The sequence below is a fragment of the Pirellulales bacterium genome (assembly GCA_035939775.1).
GTDB lineage: Bacteria > Planctomycetota > Planctomycetia > Pirellulales > DATAWG01 > DASZFO01.
In genome coordinates this window covers 1-19,495 of sequence record DASZFO010000248.1, presented here as the reverse complement: position 1 = coordinate 19,495, position 19,495 = coordinate 1, and the positions used below count along the sequence as shown (strand labels likewise).

Here is a 19,495-nt window from a genome sequence, read left to right as displayed (position 1 = left end):
TGTGCGGCATAGGCGTGTCGTGCTCCCAAAGGCCGCGATATTTCACCCGGTAGATTCCGCCAAACATTGTTTCGTCGTTTAGGTTGACAATGAATACTGCCCAGTATGGTGCGGTGAGCTTCTTTCGATTATCGATGCTCTGGCTCGACTGATACATCTCGAACTGAGGTCGATTGTCGCGCCAAAGATCGTACGGGCTGCGGCCCTTGGTAGCGCGTTTGTCCTTGTGGCGGAGAAGCCGAACATCGGGAAGTGGCAGGCCGACTTCACGCAGGATGGTGTTGAACATGATCGGCATGACGACGCCCCTTACAAATCACCTAAGAAGAACTCGACCGATGAAGTGTGGTAAAAACATTATCGCAGTTTTGCGCCCGAGCGTGCGCTGGAAACTTTTCACGGCAATCACTTCCCTTCAATCCGATACAAATGCGTATCAGTGCGGAGGATGATTGCACGGCCGGCGATGGCGGGGGTGGCCATGATGCGGCCGTCGAGGTGGTGGGCGGCGAGTTCTTTGTATTTGCGGCCCGGCTCGATGACGGTTGTGTCGCCCGATTCGGCGAAGAAGTAGATGCGCCCGTCGGCGGAAAGGGGCGAGGCGGAGAAGCTGCCGCCGAGGCGGTGCCGCCAAAGCGCGGCGCCCGTTTTGGACTCGAGACAGGTGGCGACGCCCGAATCGCTCACCACATACAACTCATGCCCGACGAACACCGGGGTTGGATCGAGCGGGGCTTCCTTCGTGAACTTCCAAGCGACGTTCGTGCCGGTCGCGTCGCCGTGCTCGCCCGGCCGTATCGCCCAGAGCTGGGCCTTGTCGAAGCCCGTGCCGATGAAGAGCAGCCCGTCGCCGTAGACGGGGACCGGCACATTCGAATAGCCGTCGTAGCGGACCTTCCATAGTTCATCCCCCGTTGCCGGATTGTAAGCGATCACCTGATTCGCGGCGGGGCTGATCAACTCATCCCGGTCGTTAGAGCCTATCCGAGAACCGCCTGAGGCGAGGGGGACAGGCCCCCTTTGTTCCCGACCATCGGACGATGGTGCCCGCTCCACAAAAGGGGACAGTCCCTGCCGCGGCGGATGTTCCACCCGGCGGTTCTCGGATTGGCTCTTAATCGGCAAGATCGCCGGAGTGGCGAAGGCCTTGCGGCGATCCACGCTGTCGTGAGGCTTGCCGGAGCGATTGGTTTTCCAGACGGGCAGGCCGGTGTGCTTATCGAGCGCGATTACGTATTGCACGTCCATTCCGTCGCAGGTGACTATCAACAGGTCGCCGTAGAGGATGAGCGAGCTGCCGGGACCTTGCGCATGGTCGAGCTTCAACTCCTGATTGGTCCACAGCGTTTTGCCGGTTTCGGTCGAGAGGCAGGCGGTCCCCATTGTGCCGAAATGGACGTACAGCCGCCCCGGCTCGATCGCGGAGGTCGGCGAGGCATGGCTGTTCTTGGCGTTGACGTGAACCGGTTCCTCGATCTGAAAGACTTCCGTGTCGTACACGATCCGCCCGGATTGCCGATCGACGCAGACGGCACGCAGCGAATGTCCGTCGTCGAGCGCGGTGGTCAGCCAAATCTGATTGCCGAGGACGACCGGGGAGGACCAACCTTTGCCGGGGATCGGAGTTTTCCAGGCGATGTTTTCCGACTCGCTCCAAGTGAGCGGTAAGCCGGTCGAATCGGAGACCCCCTGCCCGCCTTGCCCGCGGAATTGAACCCAATCGTCGCCAGCCCGCGCGGCGCGGAGCGGCATGCATGAAATGGCGGCGATGGCCAGGAGCAGAGAGAAGCGTGTTCGCATCGAAACCCTCAATGGAAGAGCAGTGTTTTAGATCCTTTGCGAAAACGGCCTGCGGAGAGATGGATCGTTCCCCTCTGTTCCGCGGCCATCTCGGCGATGGTACTCGCACCCTCACCCCGGCCCTCTCCCAGAGGGCGAGGGAGAGAGCGGAAGGGAAAGTCCCCGGCCGATTTCGTACTGGCACAGTTTGATTGACACCTCGATTGCCCGCAACTAGAATCGTGTGCTAAGAGCGCCTAACGAATCCGGCTCGGCGAAGGGCCCCGCCGGATTCGTTAGGCGCTCTTACCGGGGCAAATCTATTCGGCCGTCATCCCACCTTGAGAATCGAGCGATCCGGCTCGGCTAGATTGCCGAGCCCCGTTAAGAGCCTATCCAAGAACCGCCTGCGGAGAGGGGGACAGTCCCCTTTTGTTCCCGACCATCTGGCGATGGTGCCCGCTCCACAAAAGGGGACAGTCCCCGGCGGTTCTTGGATAGGCTTTAAGTGTTCGACCGCATCGACGAGCCTTCGCAAGGATCGCCGCTCGCCGAGTGTTGCCACGGAACATGTCGCGGCCAGCCAGGCCATTAGTAGACCCCGCGGCGACCCCGTGCGCCGCCGTGTCCAATCTCCGGCCGCGAATCTTCGAGATGAACCACTGAGAGACACCATGCTGAAGTGCCTATCCGAGAACCACACGCGGAGAGGGGGACAGTCCCCTTTTGTTCCCGACCATCGCACGATGGTGCCCGCTCGACAAAAGGGGACATTCCCCGGCGGTTTTCGGATAGGCTCTGATTCTTTTGCCGCCTTATTTCGCATCCTGGCGATTACGACCGTCCTCGGAACTCTGCTGATCGTCCGGGCGGGCGCTGATGTGCTGGTCTCCACGATTGATGGCTACGGTGAAAACTCCTTCGGCGTGGCCAGCGTGCAGCGGTATGATGAAACGTCCGGCCAATTGACCGCTTTCGGTCAAATCTACGATCCTTCACTCATCGCGACCGGAATCGCTCAAGGGCCGGATGGCAGCATTTATGTGAGCAACCAACCCTCCGGACGGATCGATCATTATGCGATCGACGGCACGCCGCTCGGGACATTTGCCACGCTTCCGCCCGATCCCAATCCGAATCAGCCCGGCACGCAACCCGCCGGTCCGGCTGCCCTCCATTTCGGCCCCGACGGGAACCTGTTTGTCAGCGACAACGGCGGTTCGACAATCCAGCGCTACAACACGGTCACGGGGGAGCTGATGAACAACGTGGTGACCGGAGTGCTGAGCCATCCCGGTGGATTCACGTTTGCTTCCAATGGCGACCTGTACGCGAGCGATTTCGGAGCGGGTCGAGTCGTGAAAGTTAGCGCGAATCTGCAAACCACGACCGACGTCACCGCGGATTCCCATGGGCAATCGCCGTACAACTTCATCTCGCCAAGCGCCAATCTTGCGACCCCTGATGGAATCTTGATCGCGCCCAACGGCAAAGTGCTCGTTTCCGATCTGTTCGGCAATCAGGTGCTCACGTACGACTCGCACGGCAACTTGTTGAACCAATCGACCGTGCCGCCCCCAATCCCAAATCCGCTTCCTCCGGGCGCGACATACCCCAGCAATTTCCCTGCTGGCATGATTCTCGATCGCAGCGGCAACGTGCTGTTGGCCGTTCTCGGGATCGATCATCACAATCACGGAACGCTGTTGCGTTACGACACCAACGGTAATCAGATTGGCACGGATCCCTTCATTTCCGGCATTCCCGGCGCATCCGATTTGATCCTGGTGTCGGCGCAGACCAATTGGAATTTCAACGGCGGCGGCAACTACAGCGATATGACCAAGTGGGATCCGCAGACGGCTCCCAGCGGCGTCGGCGTCAGCGCCGTGTTCGGCGACGGCACGACGGCCACCATCGTCGCCCCCACGGCCACCGTGACGATCGACGGCGCCTATACGGTCGGTTCGCTGCTCTTCACAAATACCGCACTCCCCGTCCCGACCCAATTCACGCTCGTCGCGGACGGCGTCGCCGGCCACGGCTTCACACTCAACAACGGCGGCATCGGGGCGGCCGTGAACGTGACGTCCGGCAACCACTCGATCTCTGCGCCGCTGACGCTCGCCGACTCGGGGGGCACCACGTTTTACGTCGCCCCCGGCAGCGCGCTGTCGGTTTCGAGCGGCATCGCCGAATCTGGAGGAAGTCAATCTCTCAACAAATCGGGTGAAGGGGCACTGGTTCTCACCGGCTCGAGCAGCTTCACCGGGGGCACGACCGTCAGCAATGGCTCGCTCGTCTTGCGCCCTTCGGGAGCGAGCGCCGTTCTCGCGCCGAATACGACCGTCAAGGTCTGGAATACGGCAACTCTCGAACTCGCCGGTTCCGTTTCGGCGTTGGGATCGGCCACCTCGAATCCGATCAGCATCGTCAACAACAGCGCCGCCGACAGCGGCGTGCTCGTCTCGGGAACCAATCAGCAAGCCGGCGGCATTGACGGCGCGGGAACGACGATGGTCGAGGCCGGCAGCGATCTGACGGTCGGCCACATCGTTCAAGGGGCGCTGTTGATCGGCGGCACCGCGACCAGCTCGGCCACGGTGACCATCGCGCCCTACAGCCCGCCGCCAGTCCTCCTTGCCGACGCCCCGCCGGCCGATTCAGCGGGAGGGAGCGGCGCTCTCGCTCTGGCTTCGTCGCTCGAACCGAGCGGGCCGTTCGCCGCGGGCGACGTTGCCGTCCGGGGCCTTACGGCCACCGGCTCGTCGTCGTTCTCAGCTTCGCCGGGTTTGTCGGGTGGCGCGTCGAACGTCGGGAGTGGGTTGTCCGCCGTGCCCGAACCATCGGCGATCTTCTTGACGCTCTCGGCCGTCTGCGGTCTACTCGGCTGCGGAGCGTTGTGCCGGCGTCGTACCGCCTGATCCGTGCCGCGATCCGGCTCCCCTTTTTGAATCTCGGCTCTGAGCAGAGGGGTGAGACATGTACCGGCGATCGCAACGCGGCGACCCCAAGCGGGGCGCTTTCACGCTTGTCGAATTGCTCGTCGTCATCGCGGTGATCGCGATCTTGATCGCGCTCTTGCTGCCGGCGATCCAAGCGGCGCGGGAGAGCGCCCGCCGAACGAGCTGCATCAACAACCTCAAGCAGCTCGGCGTGGCGACGCAGAATTTCTATAGCGCTCGCCAAAGTTTTCCGACGGGATCGGATTCGAAGGCCTACCCCGCGGCCCCGACCAATGCCTGGACTTTTTATCGCTGGTCGACGCTCGCCCATCTGACGCCGTTCGTCGAGCAATCGACGGTCTACAAATCGCTCGACCTGACCGTGCCCCTGTATGGCACGAACTTCGCCGTGACTCCGCAAAACGCGGCCGGGGTCGCGATGGTGATCCCACTCTTTCTCTGTCCGAGCGATCCGCAGCCGGCCCCAGAGGCGACCTTCGGCCCGACGAACTACGCTGCTTGCGCCGGCTCGGGAGTCAACGGCGGCTCGCCCATGCGGACCGACGGGATTTTCTACGTCAATTCGAAAACGCGAATCTCGGATATCGCCGCTGGCACGAGCAAGACGGCCCTGATGTCGGAAAGCATCTTGGGGCGGGATGCGACGAGCGCCACGACGCCCGATCCGCGTCAGGATTACAGCTTCACATTGACCGCGCCCTTGACGAGCGGCGTCTGCGGAAACCCGCGCATCTGGAACGTCAGCGATCCACGCGGCTTTTCCTGGGCCGATGGTGAGTTTCGCTGCGGACTTTACAATCACGTTTATCCGCCCAACCACGTTCAAGCGGACTGCATGGGCGTCGTTTTGGCCGGCGGACCTCAATTCGAATACACGCCGTTCGGCTGGCGCGCGGCGCGGAGCCGGCATCCGGGCGGCGTGAACGTGCTGTTTGCCGACGGTTCCGTGCGATTCAGCGACGATGCGATCGATCTATCGGTCTGGCAAACCATCGCCATGCGATCGGGCGCGGGGACGTCGGTGAGTCCTCCGTAGCGCTTGCGTTGCGCCGCACTGGCCGACGTTGCTGGCCAGTGCCACACGACCCGTTCTGTCGTGCTGGCCGCAGTGTGGCACTGGCGAGCACGTGGCATTAGCGAGCGTGTGGCACTGGCCAGCGGGGCGCCCTCTGGGCCCGGGCAGTGCCGGCGCACGAGTTGACATGCCCTCTCTTCCACTCCCCATCATTCGGATTGTTAGAATCCGATGAAATGCCGCCGGCACCCATTTCGTCCGGCAAGGTATGGTTCATAATGCCGGCTATTCAAAACAGGCTCTCTACATTCGATCAGGAAGTGATCCCGTGATGCGTCGACAGTTTCCGAGCAGATATTCAGTCGGGCAATTGATCATTCCTGCCGTGGTGGTCGGCGGACTATTGATCGGCATCGCCCCGCGAACCGCGCGTGCAGATTCCGGCAGTCGGGCGGAGCACGCGGTCGTCGTCGTTTGGGACGGCCTGCGCCCCGATTCGGTCACCGAGCAAGACACGCCCACGCTGTTCCATCTCGCCGTGGAAGGAACGACCTTCGCCAACAATCACTGCGTGTATGTCTCTTCGACCGAAGTCAACGGCACTGCCCTGGCCACCGGCGGCTATCCACGGAATTCGGGGATCGTCGCCAATACCGAATACCGGGCCGACATCGATCCCCTCAAACCGTTCGGAACTGAGTCGGAAGCAGCAGTTCGAAAAGGAGACGATCTGACCGGCGGCCGCTACATCCGCCTACCGACGATGGCCGAGATCTTGCAGCGCAGCGGACGCTGGACCGTGGTCGCGGGATCGAAGCCGGTGGCGCTGCTTTTGGACCGCCACACGCGGAGCGAGGGCGTCGGCATCTCCGGGGTTCTGTTTCGAGGCAAGACGCTGCCGGAGAACCTCGACTCGCTCCTGATCAGCTCGCGCGGAGAATTCCCCAAGGCGGCCGATCCGACGGCGGCCGCGAACGTCGATCAAGACGCCTGGACCACCAAGGCCCTCACCGAGCAACTTTGGGCCAACGGCGTGCCGGCCCTCACTATGGTTTGGCTCAGCGAGCCGGACTATGCCCAGCACGGCTCCGGACCGAACTCGAGCGTCGCGCGCTCGGCGCTGCGGAGTTGCGATGATAATCTCGACCGCATCCTTAAATCGCTCGACGAGCGGAGAGCGCGCGACAAGACAAATGTGTTCGTCGTCTCGGACCACGGCTTTTCCACGATCAGCCGAGCGATCGACGCGGCGGCGATATTGAACGACGCCGGCTTTCATGCCTTCCGACAGTTCCCGTCGTCGCCCGCGATCGGCGACGTGATGGTGATCGGCCTCGGCGGGAGCGTCTGCCTGTATGTCGAAGGGCACGACAAGCGGACCATCCAGCGGATCGTCGAGTTTCTGCAACAGAGCGATTTCGCGGGCGTGATCTTCAGTCGGTTCGAGATTGAAGGGACGTTTCCGTTATCGGCCGCGAATGTCGACGCTCCCACGGCTCCCGACATCATGGTCTCGCTCCGCTGGTCGGCCGACCGCAGCCGCGCGGGGATGCCGGGCATGGTCGCCTCCGACGCCAAGAAGCGGAATCCCGGCCAGGGAATCCACGCCAGCCTGAGCCGATTCGACATGCACAACACGCTGATCGCTGCCGGGCCGAGCATCCGACGCGGCTTTCTCGACACGCTGCCGAGCGGGAATGCCGACGTCGCGCCGACCGTGCTCGCGGTCTTGGGCGTGCAGCCCCCTGCCGAAATGGACGGCCGCGTGCTCGAAGAGGCCCTCGCCGGGCACGATCGCTACACCTGTGAATTGGCCGCCGAGACGCTCGAGGCCACCCACCGCGGCGAAAAGCTCAATTGGCGCCAATACCTGCACGTCACTCGACTCGGCCGCCACGTCTATCTCGACGACGGCAACGGCGAAACCCGGCCTGCGGAATAGGGAATCAAAAACTCCTCTCCCTCTGGGACACAAAACGTCGTGTCCGGCAGCGACGAGGCGGAACAGGAAATCAAAAACTCCTCTCCCTCTGGGAGAGGCTGGGTGAGGGTGTTGGAGCGAAAAAGGTTGCGCCCCTCACCCCGGCCCTCTCCCAGAGGGAGAGGGAGAATACTGCTCCCGCCGTCACCCCAACTTCTTTCGTTCCAGTTTCTCGATCGCTTCGCGAATCGCGGTGGGCACGGGCACGGGGCGCTGCGTCTGGTAGTCGAACATCACGATCGCCGATTCGCCGTCGGCCACCAGCGCCTGCTGCCCTTGGCTCCACATGGCATGGGTCATCGTGAGGCTGGTGCGGCCGATTTGCGTGATCCGTGAGCCGATCTCCACCGTGTCGGGAAACTTGAGCTGGCGGCGATAATTGCAGCCGATCGCAGCCAGGATCGGCCCGAGCCGCTCGCGCTCCATCATTGCCGACAGCCCGATCCGATCGAGATAGGCGATCCGCGCCGATTCATACCAGCGGAAAAAAACCACGTTGTTCACGTGGCCGAACATGTCCTGATCGCCCCACTGCACCGGCAAGCTGATGACGACGGGAAACTCAGCGAGAGCTGCGGTCATGGGCAGTCGGGGTTCGGGAGTTTGTCGGGAGTGGCACTGGCCAGCGCAGTCGGCCAGTGCCGGCGCGCCGCACCAGCGCCCACCGATGAGTTGCTGGCGCCGCACGATGGTAGCGATTCGCATCAACCAACAAGTTTCCAAGTCTGACGAATCGCTGGCCGGCTTGCAACCTTCCCATCGGAGTTCCTTTCGCTGTCAACCTCCACGAGCACTGGCCGACTTCGCTGGCCAGTGCCACCCAAGTTGAGCAACGTCGGCCCTTGCCGGCTCGGCCAACGGCCACTATGGTACGTTGGCACGCGGCAACGAATCCATGCAACAGCTTGCAACCTTACTTCCCCGAATCCCGACTTCCGAATCCCGACCCCCGCTTCCCGTGCCCCTGGCCACCATCTTCGATTGCGACGGAACGCTGGCCGACACGATGCCGGTGCATTATGAGGCCTGGTCGGCGACGCTTGCGCGCTATCCGGGGCTCGAGCTGAGCGAAGACCGTTTTTACGTGCTCGGCGGCTGGCCAACGCTGAACATCGCCGAGTTGCTGAAGAAGGAAACCGGGCTTGAGTTCGACCCGGCCGCAGTATCGCGCGAGAAAGAACTGGAATTCGAGCGGCGGCTGGACCTCGTGCTGCCGATCGAGCCCGTGCTGGCGATCGTGCGCGAGTGCCGCGGGACGATGCCGATCGCGGTGGCCACCGGCGGGATTCGTCGCATCTGCGCGACGATCCTCGAGCATATCGGCCTGACTGGCTGGTTCGACGCGATGGTCTGCGCCGAGGACGTGCCGCGTCACAAGCCGGCGCCGGACATTTTCTTGGAAGCGGCCCGGCGGCTCGGCGTGCCTCCCGAGCAATGCCGAGTGTACGAAGACACCGACCCCGGCATCGAAGCCGCCAAGCTCGCGAACATGGAATGGATCGACGTGCGGACGTTTCACAAGCCGCGGCGAATCACGCGATTTTAGGTTTTCGATTTTGGATTCGATTCGCGATGCAATCCAAAATCCAAAATCGTCGCGTGGCGGCTAAACCGCAAGCGAAAACAGGCCAGTTCATCCTTCATACTTCATCCTTCGTTCTCCCTCCTCGATCCGGCCGATTTGCCAGTTCTCCAGCCCCAGGTCGGTCAATTGGCCGCGGATGCTTTCGGCATAAAACGGGCTGACCACCAGCGCCAGGCCGATTCCCATGTTGAACACCTGGTCCATCTCGGCCTGATCGACGTCGCCAAGCTGCTTTAGCCAGCGGAACAGCGCCGGCACGGGCCAACTATCGCGCTGGATCACGCCGCGCGTGGCCGCGGGCAGAATCCGCTCGATGTTTTCCAGCAGCCCGCCGCCGGTGATATGCGCGATGCCGTGAACGACGCTCTTCACCGCATAATGCTTGAGCACGCGCCGCACCGCGCGCACGTAAATCCGGGTCGGCTCGAGCAGCGCCTCGCCCACCGTGCGCCCGAGCGGCTCGACGAAATCGCCGATCTTCAGGCCCGCCATCTCGAACACGATCTTCCGCACCAGGCTGTAGCCATTGGAATGCAGCCCGCTCGAGGCCACGCCGACGATCAAATCGCCCGGCGCGATCGCGCGGCCGTCGATTACGCGCCGCCGCTCGACGACCCCCACGCAGAATCCGGCCAGATCGTAATCGCCGGGGCGATAAAGATCGGGCAGAATCGCCGTCTCGCCTCCCAACAGAGCGCAATCGCTTTCCAGGCAGCCCGCCACCACGCCCGATACGATCTGTTCGAGCCGCTCGGGATCGTCGTGCGACAGGGCGACATAATCGAGGAAGAACAGCGGCTCGGCCCCGCAGCAGATCGCATCGTTGACGCTCATCGCCACCAGATCGATCCCCACCGTGCTGTGATTGCCAGCCTCGATCGCCACCTTGAGCTTGGTCCCCACGCCGTCGGTGCAAGAGACGAGCACGGGATCTTGATAGCGGCGGGAAAAGAGCGGGCTCGTGAAATCGAGCTGAAATAGGCCCGCGAAACCGCCGTCGAGCGGTAGCACGCGCGGAGAATAGGTGCGGTGCAACAGCCGCGGCAGCCGGGCCATGGCCTGGCGATAGACCTCCAGGTCGACGCCCGCCTCTTTGTAAGTCGCTTTAGAACCCCTCACAAAACCGCCCGGGGACTGTCCCCATTTTGCGCGGGCACCATCGTCGCGATGGTCGGCGGAGCAAAACTGGGGACTGTCCCCTTCTCCCAGGCGGTTTTGTGAGGGGTTCTTAGCCATTCAACTTGCTCGGCAGTTTCGCGAGCCAGCGATTCTAAAGCGGCCGACAGTTAGTGGCAAGTTGCAAGTGACAAGTGGCAAGCCAGAGAAAGCAGTTAGCGATCGCCGGCGAGCCGGCTGGCGTCAGCCACCGGATTCTCGGCAAGCGACGGCAGCAGCCGGAGGACTCTCGTTAGCCGGTTTGCTTGCGAACCGCAGTTATGTTGTGGCAGGTGGCGAACTGTTGAACAGCAATCCTGCACAATCTTGTGATCCTGTCCAAAAAATCATAGACAGGATTACAGGATTCTTCAGGATGGATCGTCGAAGGCTTCGCCTTCGCGGAGGCATGAGAACCACGGATTCCACGGATTTCACGGGTTTTCTGCACGCGGCCGAATCCGTTTCATGACCATTCGTATCGGTGTGATCCGTGGAATCCGGGGTTCTCTCTGTGGTGCTCTGCTTCACCCCAACGAAATTCCGCACGAAAAATATGTTAATGCGCTGCACTCCGTCACCGACCGGATTTGCCCGTCCGAGATCATTTCTGCGGAATTCCCGAGGATTTCAGGCCATCGTACCGCTCTTCCGAGGTAATTATTCTCCGCTCCATCCGGTTAGAAAAAAGTTCTCAACAATTTGCTTGCAAAGGTTGTAGCTCATAGTTAAACTAGGCTCATCTTGCTGGAAATACGGGCGTGGTCAGTGTCTCCTCGATCGTTTGCCGCTGCCCGCTAGCAATAAATCAAAAACTCGTCTGTCGCACGTAACCGCCTAACAAAACTGTGTAGACTCTCGACCAGCAGTAAAACTACCACCGGTTCGTTCGGCTCGCGACAGGCCGACCGACGGACCCAGATTCGCGACCTTGTGATCGACCTGAAACCATCCGTCGGAAAGATGACCGGGGACAACGCGACGCGGAAGCGAAGCAGCCCAGGCAACCGATTGAACCCCTGCAACGACTAAGGAGTGGACTAATGTTTCTCCGTCACTTTGGCCGGCAGCTTCTGATGGCTCTCGCGCTCGGCCTGATTATTTTGCCTGCGGTCTCCTGGGCGGTTCCGGCGCCATTCAATTCCTTCACTTCACATCCTGCCTCATTGAGTGTAGTGAATTTCTTGGGCGTCAATGTCTCGGGACCAACTGCGTACGATGCGAGTACGGATGCCACCTACACTAGTGATGTAGCGGCGCAGTCACCGAAAAATGTCTTCAGCGGAACTCTCAATCTAACGAATAACGACATCATTATTGTTCCGACGATTCAAGACTCCGCGCATGGTCTCGCCGCTTATCAGGCCGCCTATGACATGATTCGCAGTGGAGCGGATCAGGGCGCGTATGACGGTACAGGCGTCTCAAGCTCGACGGTCGCCACGGACGCGGGCGTAAAAGGTGCGTTGGCGCTCGGCATCATGTATAACGATGATACATTCTTGGGCGGCTCGGGCAGCCCGGTTTGGGGTGCCACTAGCGGTGCAAACGTGAGCGACAACGGTCCGTTCGACGGGTATTCCAACCTTTCGCAATTCGACACGATCATTAAATACACTTTCATCGGGGATACGGATCTCGAGGGACAGGTGAGCCAGAATCTCGTGGCTCCGATTTTCTCCAACCTTGGAAAAACGCTGGTTCAATTTCCAAATAACTCGCCCTCCACGACCCTCTTTCAAGCGGGCGACTTCTATTACCAAGTCTCGACTGGGGCCGCCCCGATCAACCAATCGGATTATAGCCAAGCGTTTACCAACTTGAGCCTCCAGCACACGGGGTATCCGTACGGCGGTGCTGGGGTTTCGGCTAGTAGCCTTTCCGTCCCGGAGCCTACGTCGTTGGTATTGGTCGTGATGGGAGTCATCGCGGTATTGTTATTTGGGTTCCGCAAACAGCGTCGAGGCAATCGGGCCACAGCCTAATGGCTGCCGCCCCACGGTGGCGCACTCAATTTGTCAGCAACGTTCTTTTGATCCACTTCGCTGTCTTTCAATAGCTTAAGGGAATGCTCATGAGCTCCTCAGCCCGAACGAATTCTTTGATCAACTTTCGGTTGATCGCAAGCGCTTTCGCGGCCATTGCCGCTCTCTGTTCTCAACGCAATGCGAGCGCCCAACAACTGGTTGTCGATTTCCGTTTCGACTCAACCGGTACGAACACAGCTACTCTCTTACCTGGGACTGCGGGCCAGACATTCACGATCGACATGTGGGCTACTGTCGTTCCTTCGGCCGCGACTGCGAACACGAATCTCGGGCTGCAGGGTTTTGCCGTTCGCGGCGCTTCTGACATTACGTCTGGTGGCGGCGCGTTCTCGACAGGTGCCGGTATTGGGACCGTCCTCGGTAGCTTCGGCCAATTGGCTCCGTTCAATCCGGCCGGATTTACTCAACCCAAGGTCAGTGACTTGGGCAGCACGAACAACAGCGGCGCGTCGATTACCAGTTCCACCGCCGACGGGATTCTAGATTTCGGCGGAAATCTGGCCACACAAAAGTTCACGAGCCTTTCAAACAACGGTGGCCTTATCTTTGGCGGCGGCGCAACTGGGCAGGCCAATCCTACCGGAGGCTGGGAATGGGAGGTGGCGCAATTCCAGTTCACGACCGGACAGGCTAGCATTACCCCATCCGCACAGACGCTATTCTATCCGCTGCAAGTTTCCGTCGGCACGTCGACGGCGGCAACCATTTCGACGAACGGATCAAGCGCGGTGAGCGTTCCGGTTACGGCTGGAAGCCCACTTACGTTCAACATTCTGGCGGTTACCACAGGCACGACGGTGAACGTGCTTCCGGGACCGAATGTAAGCGTCCTTCAAGGTGGCACGACATCAGTGGGAGCTTCGATCCAGAACACCGGCACGTCTCCTCTTGTGGGTGGCACTTATACGTTCACCGCGGCGGACGGCAGCGCGGGCGCGTCAAAGGTGACCTACGGAGCGGCGGCGCCTCCCACCGCCACCACGACGATCCCCAATGGCAATACGCAAGCGTTCACATTCAGTGCCGGCAGCACAACGACGTCTCCGATCGGGCCTCAGACTGTCACGTTCACGGCCGGTGGATCTGGCATCAACCCGACCGGATCGAATCTGACTGGCACGTTGACCCTCAACGTCGGCAACGCCACGGCCGACAACAGCGGTACTGGCAGCTTTGCCGCAGCGAACACGCTGACGGCGTCGGTCGCTATCGGCGGTAGCTATGCCAATCTGGTCTCGATGGTTACAGCCCTTAGTGGGACGGGCGGCAGCGATGCTCGGAATGCGGCCAATCCTTCCTTCGGCGGGACTGCCAGGATTCTGGCCGGGACGAACGTGGGCGGATCGGGCACGGTTTCGGAGCAATGGCGCACCCGTACACCGGCCGAAGCGGCCGGGACCCATCCGCCGCTCCCCGCCGGCGTGACCAGCCCGCTCATCAGCAACGTCGTCAATCTGACTGGCCTCGAGAACCCGGCGCTTCTCGCCGGGGCGACTGCCACCGATCCTTACGTGCTCGACATGACCTACAATTACAACCTGCTGCCCAAGAACAGCGGTGCCCCGCTTACTCCTCCGTCGGCGATCGAACAGCGATTGGCGGGCAACAAGTTGATCTTCTTGGCCTCGTTGAATCCGAACGGCTCTTATGACAACGCGGTGTCGGAGAACATCACGGGGACCAACAATGCCACGCCGGGCGAACGCGGCGTCCAAGAGAGCTTCGCGGCATTCCAGACGGCGAACGGCTCGGTTCTGGCGAGTTACATGGGCGCCTGGGGTGTCGACACGGCGAATCACGAAGTGTGGGCCGTGCTCAATCACAACAGCAGCTTCGCCGTGGTGCCCGAACCCTCGACCCTGCTCCTGGCCGGCCTCGGCCTCCTCGGCCTGGTCACCCTCCGCCGCCGAGCGAAGACGGCCGCATAGCTCGACCTGCATCAACTCGACGATTTGATCACTCTCGGCGTGGCGACCTCTCAAAGGTCGCCACGCTTTTTTTTAACCACGGATTTCACGGATGACACGGATGGGGATGTGAATTGAAGGCGGAGCCTTCGAGAAACAAGATCCTTAACGATCCTGTAGTCCTGTCGATGTCTTCCTTCGTATCCGTGGCATCCGTGAAATCCGTGGTTCTTCCTGTCTTCTTGTCCCCGTCTGTGGGGTGGGGAAAGATTTTCGAATAAATTGCTTGCATTGCCCAGAAAGTCTGATTACACTGAGCCGAAGTTGATGAAACATCGGCGTCCGGCGGTGGCGGGGCAGAAACCCCTCACCCCGGCCCTCTCTCGCCGAGGGCGAGGGAGAATAAATGCGGTTCGATAAGGAAAGACGCTAATCGGCAAACCATGGATTCGCCCTCGACTCGAGCGAAAGCTCGGCGGCGCGCGGATCGGCCCTGAGGAAACCAGTTCTGGGAAATCCAGTGCTGCGAAGCCCTAATATGGGGCGGGCGGTTTGAAACGATAGCGAAGCGATGGCCGGAAGGCCCTCCTCCTGCTCGAAACCCTCTCTCCTCTCTGATCCGAACGACGCTCGCCGTTTTCGCGGTCTTTTTTCCGTAGCCCAGGCATTTACGCCCGGGGGTCGGCGACGCCAAACAATCCGTTTTCGCCCCTTCAGGGGCTGACGCCCGACGATTCGGCAAGCCCCATGAATGGGGCTGATGCGCGGCGCGCGGGCTGACGCAAACCCAGGCGTGAACGCCTGGGCTACCGAAAAGTGACTGACGACGAGTAGTCATCCGTGGTTAAGCCAAGTTCGATGCATTCTGGAGGGACGAGCTAATGATTGTGGACTCTGGCCGACACTGGCAGCCGCGAGCGGCTGCGGAGCCCTGGGGGCCGCACTGGCCAGCGAAGTCGGCCAGTGCTGAATCGCCACACAAACATGGCCCCGCGCATTAGCCAGTCACGGCAATCCTTAAGATCACCGCTATGACGGATCCGGCATTGGCCGACGTTGCTGGCCAGATGCCACACGACGGCGATCTCAACCGGGGCACAACCATCCTTGCTATGAATTCAAACCAAGCCAACTGTTCAACTAAGCCAAACGATATTGAAGGAATGCACATGAAATCTCTCTTGCGAATTAACACTTTGCTCAATCGCGCACTACTGATCGCGACAGTTAGTGCGGCAGTCTGCCTCGTCGGGCTGCGATCAGCGTCGGCCCAGCAACTTGTTGTTGATTTCCGTTTCGATGGCCAATCGGGTGCCGGTGCCACGACGCAAACGCTGACTGCCGGTGCCGCTGCGCAAACATTCACCATTGATATGTGGGCGACTGTTGTTCCCGCCGCCGCGACTGCGAACACGAATCTTGGGCTGCAGGGTTTCAGTGTTCGGGGCGCATCTGACATTACTGTAGGCGGCGGCGCCTTCTCGACAGGCGCTACTGTCGGGACGGTTGCCGGTAGCTTCGGCCAATTGCCCCCGTTCAATCCGGCTGGGTTTACTCAGCCCAAAGTCAGTGATCTTGGCAGCACTACGAACGGCGGCGCATCGATTACCAGTTCCACCGCCGACGGGATTCTGGATTTCGGCGGAAATTTGGCCACGCAAAAGTTCACCAGTCTTTCAAACAACGGCGGCCTGATCTTTGGCGGCGGTGCGACGGGACAGGCCAATCCAAGCGGAGGATGGGAGTGGGAAGTGGCGCAATTTGCATTCACAACGGGAACCGCCAGTACCACCGCTGGCGCAACGACGCTGTTCGTTCCGCTGCAGGTTTCAGTTGGAACGTCCACCGCGGGAACGATTTCGACAAACGGATCCTCGGCAGTTAGTGTTCCTGTGACCTCCGGAAGCCCGCTGACCTTCGTCGTCGGCGGTGTCGTCACCGGAAATGACTCCGTGTTGAACATGACTCCCGCAACCGTGACGGGCAACACGTTGGCGGGCGCGACAACGAATCTGACCGTCACGAACACGGCCGCGGACGCCGCGACAGCCACGGGCGCCTTTACCGGAACATTGTCGGCCGGGAGTGCCGGCGCCAGCGCAGTCATCACGGGTTCGCCTGTCGGGACAGCGCCCGGCAATGTGGCCATCACCTACGGGGCTCCGTCGGCGACGCCCGCGAACTTCACGTACACGATCACCAACACGAGCAACGCGAGCGACGCGCAAGGCACAAACGCCAATAAGATCACGGCCTTCACCGTGAATGTGGGTAGTGCCTTGGCCGATAATTCGAACTCCAACTCCACGTTCGGCACTGCGTTGACCGGCACGGTGCTTCACAACGGCAGCTATCTCGGCTTGGAATCAAAGGTCCTCACGCCGCCCGTCGCCGGCGCGGGCAGCCCCGCGTTCCCCGCGGCCTCCTACACGGCCGGCACTGCCGACCTGGCCGTGATCCTGGCCGGGAACAATACTCTCGCCAACGGCGCGGGCACGGCCACCGTCAGCATGGCCTGGCGCACTCGGACGGCGGCGGAAGCGACCGGCGGCCCGACCGTTTACTCCCCTAGCCTCTCGAAACCCACCACGGGACTCGTGAGCGACATCGTGAATCTCCAGGGGCTCACTCCTGGGGCTGAGCAGGCCGGCGGCACGACGGATCCTTTCGTGCTCGAGATGGCATTCAACCCAGCCTTGACACCCAAGGGAGGAACGCTGCTCTCGACGCTGATTGCCAACAAACTGATTTACATGGTCTCGCTCAACTCGTCTGGACTTTGGGACCGGGCCACGATCGACGAGAACACAAACAACAAGGTGGGCTTCAATGACCCATCCTACGGAGTCAATGAGTCGTTCAACGCGTACCTGACCAGCCAATTTGGCGCGGGCACGACGCCAGCGAGCGTGACGGCCACTCAGCTCAACGGAGTGATGGGGGCCTGGGGCGTGGATACCACGTCAACCCCGGGGGTCGATATGGTCTGGTCGGTCGTGAACCACAATAGCCAGTTCGCCGTGGTGCCGGAGCCTTCAACGCTCTTGCTCGCCGGCCTCGGGCTGGTGGGCCTGGTCGGCCTGCGCCGGCGGATGAAGAAGACCGCTTGAGCACACCCTCACCTCGGCCCTCTCCCAAAGGGAGAGGGGGGACGAGTTGAAATCAATCGGCTTGGTTGAACATTCGGCGTGACGGCCCTGGCTTGGCCGTCACGCCGATTTTCTTTTGCAGTTTGTAGGGTGCGTCAAGCGAAGCGCTGACGCACCGCGCCGCCCGATGCTTCGGGCGCAGCGCGGGTTTCGGTGCGTCAGCGCGGACTTGACGCACCCTACCGTTCCCCAGCCCCCAGTTGCCAGTCCCGTTGGCCGCTAGGCCAACAGCACGGCCAGGATGCCGGTGAGGAAGATGCCGTCGAAGGTGCCGGCGCCGCCGATCGAGGCGATCGGCGCGCCCAAGCCGTGGACCTTATCGAGATTCAACAGATCGGCCCCGATGAGCGTGCCCAAGCTGCCGACCACGTAGGCCAAGGCCGGGGCAACGGAAGCCGGGAGAAAAAAGGGGTCGGGAGTCATTGAATCGGCATGGGCGGATTGCCCTCGAATCGAACCTCGATTTAATGACTCCCGACCCCTTTTTTCTCCGGGCAGCGGAATCCGGGCGAGAACCACCGCCACGAGCGCCGCCGCGATCGGCGGAATGAAGATCGGCACGGCGATGCCGACTCCTTGGACAGGGTGAGCCAATTGATGGACGATCGCCGCCACGATTGCCACGCCGATCAGGCCGCGAAGATAAAGCGCGTTGCGAATGATGAGGTAAATCGAGAGGAGCGTGGGGATGATCGCCCCGCCGAGGTTCACGGCCACGATCGTCTGCGGCCACTGCTTGACAACCGGCACGACCCAGCGAACGCCGAAATAATCCACCTCCTCGTTCGACCGGACCTTTTCCGGTGGGAGTTCGGCGATCGGGATATTGATGTAGCTGCCCAACAGCGAGAGCAGCAAGAGCGCGAACACATAGCGCCGGCTGACCCCCATCCGCTCGTAGGCATAGCGCAGCACGTTCAGCTCGATGAGCGTGATCGTGAAGAGGAACAAAATGCCCAGCACCACAAGAAACGGCCAGGTCATCGGCGGGTAGTGGTATTGCGAAGGGTGCATGGGAGAAAGGGGCTCGGGGCTGGGGACTCGGGGCTCGGAAATGCCCGCCGCTTCGCGGCGGCTAGAGATCGGGCGACCTGTTATGTCGCATTATACCGGCGCGGCAGCTCTGCGTCCGCTTGCGCGTCCCCGAGTCCCGAGCCCCCAGTCCCCAGCCCCTAATAAGTATTCACCTTCCCGGTGAACTGGCAGCCGACGAGCAATTGCCCCGGCTCGTTTGGCGACGGCCGGACGGAGGTGACTCGGGCGGTGACGTGGATCGGCGGGCCGGCCGTTTCCAATCCGATGACGACGTACTCGAAATCGGGGATTCGCGGCCAGAGAAACGAGACGCCGCTGGTCGAGAGGTCCTGGCAGCGGACTTGCTGAAAGCGATCGCGCGAGGGCATCCCCGTTCGATCGTATTGGGCCATGAATTGGAGGACCCGAAATGGAAACCGCTTGGCGCCGCGGCGCTCGAGACTTTCGGACGCGGGTGTACTGGCGGCGACGCGCTCGACGGCTTCAGCGAGCCCCTCGATCGGTTCGGCGGCTGGCGTAGACGGCATAGTGATCTCCCGAAAAAAGGGGGCAGCAGAAAAAAGGGGTCAGGAGTCATTAAATCGGCGAGCGCGGATCGCCCTCGAATCTAATGTCGATTTAATGACTCCTGACCCCTTTTTTCCGCTCTTTTTTCCGCTGGCGTGTGAATCGAATCTTCCAAGCAAGTCTAATACGAGGTTCCATCCGAGCCGCACACGCTTCGGCGCGAATGCGAATCGTCGGCGCCGCCCCGCGGTGGGGGCAGTGTCGATTGCAACGAGAATGCCTAGGAAGCGGGCGGGCGACACTGGCCCGCGAAGTGTGGCACTGGCCAGCGCAGTCGGCCAGTGCTGCCCCACCACTCGGGGCACAGG

Annotated in this window: 13 protein-coding genes; 7 read left to right on the top strand and 6 right to left on the bottom strand. The window is 61.4% G+C overall.

Translation table 11 applies throughout. The annotated features are described in order from the left end of the window. Window positions 1-298, bottom strand: a 298-nt coding sequence (locus VGY55_15600; protein HEV2971399.1) for a hypothetical protein, incomplete at its 3' end; no start/stop codon positions are given. Window positions 299-405: 107 nt separating this feature from the next. Continuing rightward, window positions 406-1,800: a PQQ-binding-like beta-propeller repeat protein gene (locus tag VGY55_15595; GenBank protein ID HEV2971398.1), complete on the bottom strand. Its 1,395-nt coding sequence runs from the start codon at window positions 1,798-1,800 to the stop codon at window positions 406-408. 653 nt (window positions 1,801-2,453) lie between these two features. Between VGY55_15595 and VGY55_15590 the strand changes: the two genes are divergently transcribed. The 3 genes from VGY55_15590 (at window position 2,454) to VGY55_15580 (ending at window position 7,702) form a co-directional block, all read left to right on the top strand. Beyond that, a complete protein-coding gene (locus VGY55_15590; GenBank protein HEV2971397.1) occupies window positions 2,454-4,703 on the top strand; it encodes an autotransporter-associated beta strand repeat-containing protein in 2,250 nt (749 codons plus the stop codon). Window positions 4,704-4,761: 58 nt separating this feature from the next. After that, on the top strand, window positions 4,762-5,781 hold the full coding sequence (locus tag VGY55_15585) for a DUF1559 domain-containing protein (GenBank protein HEV2971396.1): 1,020 nt from the start codon (window positions 4,762-4,764) through the stop codon (window positions 5,779-5,781). Between the two features lie 310 nt (window positions 5,782-6,091). Next, the gene (locus VGY55_15580; GenBank protein HEV2971395.1) at window positions 6,092-7,702 is read left to right on the top strand and encodes an alkaline phosphatase family protein; all 1,611 of its coding nucleotides are present in this window, start codon (window positions 6,092-6,094) and stop codon (window positions 7,700-7,702) included. A 183-nt stretch (window positions 7,703-7,885) separates the two neighbouring features. Here the strand turns inward: VGY55_15580 and VGY55_15575 are convergent, their stop codons facing one another. Continuing rightward, window positions 7,886-8,323, bottom strand: a complete 438-nt coding sequence (locus VGY55_15575; protein HEV2971394.1) for a thioesterase family protein — start codon at window positions 8,321-8,323, stop codon at window positions 7,886-7,888. A gap of 376 nt (window positions 8,324-8,699) precedes the next feature. On the opposite strand from VGY55_15575, the gene VGY55_15570 reads away from it, so the two are divergent. Next, entirely contained in the window at window positions 8,700-9,287 is a 588-nt protein-coding gene (locus VGY55_15570; GenBank protein HEV2971393.1) for an HAD-IA family hydrolase, read from the top strand. An 87-nt stretch (window positions 9,288-9,374) separates the two neighbouring features. On the opposite strand, the gene purM is transcribed toward VGY55_15570, so the two are convergent. After that, window positions 9,375-10,562 (bottom strand): phosphoribosylformylglycinamidine cyclo-ligase, encoded by a 1,188-nt coding sequence (gene purM, locus VGY55_15565; protein HEV2971392.1) that lies wholly within the window; start codon window positions 10,560-10,562, stop codon window positions 9,375-9,377. 995 nt (window positions 10,563-11,557) lie between these two features. On the opposite strand from purM, the gene VGY55_15560 reads away from it, so the two are divergent. The 3 genes from VGY55_15560 to VGY55_15550 all read left to right on the top strand — a co-directional run bounded on the left by VGY55_15560 (window position 11,558) and on the right by VGY55_15550 (window position 17,546). Continuing rightward, complete coding sequence (locus tag VGY55_15560; GenBank protein ID HEV2971391.1) at window positions 11,558-12,466, top strand: PEP-CTERM sorting domain-containing protein; 909 nt, start codon at window positions 11,558-11,560, stop codon at window positions 12,464-12,466. 89 nt (window positions 12,467-12,555) lie between these two features. Continuing rightward, on the top strand, window positions 12,556-14,457 hold the full coding sequence (locus VGY55_15555; GenBank protein HEV2971390.1) for a PEP-CTERM sorting domain-containing protein: 1,902 nt from the start codon (window positions 12,556-12,558) through the stop codon (window positions 14,455-14,457). 1,148 nt (window positions 14,458-15,605) lie between these two features. Then, on the top strand, window positions 15,606-17,546 hold the full coding sequence (locus VGY55_15550; GenBank protein HEV2971389.1) for a PEP-CTERM sorting domain-containing protein: 1,941 nt from the start codon (window positions 15,606-15,608) through the stop codon (window positions 17,544-17,546). A 258-nt stretch (window positions 17,547-17,804) separates the two neighbouring features. Here the strand turns inward: VGY55_15550 and VGY55_15545 are convergent, their stop codons facing one another. Both VGY55_15545 and VGY55_15540 read right to left on the bottom strand, forming a co-directional pair. Next, window positions 17,805-18,599 carry a DUF1614 domain-containing protein gene (locus VGY55_15545; GenBank protein ID HEV2971388.1) on the bottom strand — a complete coding sequence of 265 codons (795 nt, stop codon included), beginning with the start codon at window positions 18,597-18,599 and terminating at the stop codon, window positions 17,805-17,807. Window positions 18,600-18,757: 158 nt separating this feature from the next. Then, entirely contained in the window at window positions 18,758-19,147 is a 390-nt protein-coding gene (locus tag VGY55_15540; GenBank protein ID HEV2971387.1) for a PilZ domain-containing protein, read from the bottom strand. Between the last annotated feature and the right edge of the window lie 348 nt (window positions 19,148-19,495).

Excerpts from the sequence above, each read along its gene's own strand:
- VGY55_15580 (HEV2971395.1), top strand. The coding sequence starts at position 6,092 with ATGCGTCGACAGTTTCCGAGCAGATATTCAGTCGGGCAATTGATCATT.
- VGY55_15545 (HEV2971388.1), bottom strand. The coding sequence starts at position 18,599 with ATGCACCCTTCGCAATACCACTACCCGCCGATGACCTGGCCGTTTCTT.
- VGY55_15560 (HEV2971391.1), top strand. The coding sequence starts at position 11,558 with ATGGCTCTCGCGCTCGGCCTGATTATTTTGCCTGCGGTCTCCTGGGCG.
- VGY55_15585 (HEV2971396.1), top strand. The coding sequence starts at position 4,762 with ATGTACCGGCGATCGCAACGCGGCGACCCCAAGCGGGGCGCTTTCACG.
- VGY55_15540 (HEV2971387.1), bottom strand. The coding sequence starts at position 19,147 with ATGCCGTCTACGCCAGCCGCCGAACCGATCGAGGGGCTCGCTGAAGCC.
- VGY55_15555 (HEV2971390.1), top strand. The coding sequence starts at position 12,556 with ATGAGCTCCTCAGCCCGAACGAATTCTTTGATCAACTTTCGGTTGATC.
- VGY55_15575 (HEV2971394.1), bottom strand. The coding sequence starts at position 8,323 with ATGACCGCAGCTCTCGCTGAGTTTCCCGTCGTCATCAGCTTGCCGGTG.
- VGY55_15550 (HEV2971389.1), top strand. The coding sequence starts at position 15,606 with ATGAAATCTCTCTTGCGAATTAACACTTTGCTCAATCGCGCACTACTG.
- purM (HEV2971392.1), bottom strand. The coding sequence starts at position 10,562 with ATGGCTAAGAACCCCTCACAAAACCGCCTGGGAGAAGGGGACAGTCCC.
- VGY55_15590 (HEV2971397.1), top strand. The coding sequence starts at position 2,454 with ATGCTGAAGTGCCTATCCGAGAACCACACGCGGAGAGGGGGACAGTCC.
- VGY55_15595 (HEV2971398.1), bottom strand. The coding sequence starts at position 1,800 with ATGCGAACACGCTTCTCTCTGCTCCTGGCCATCGCCGCCATTTCATGC.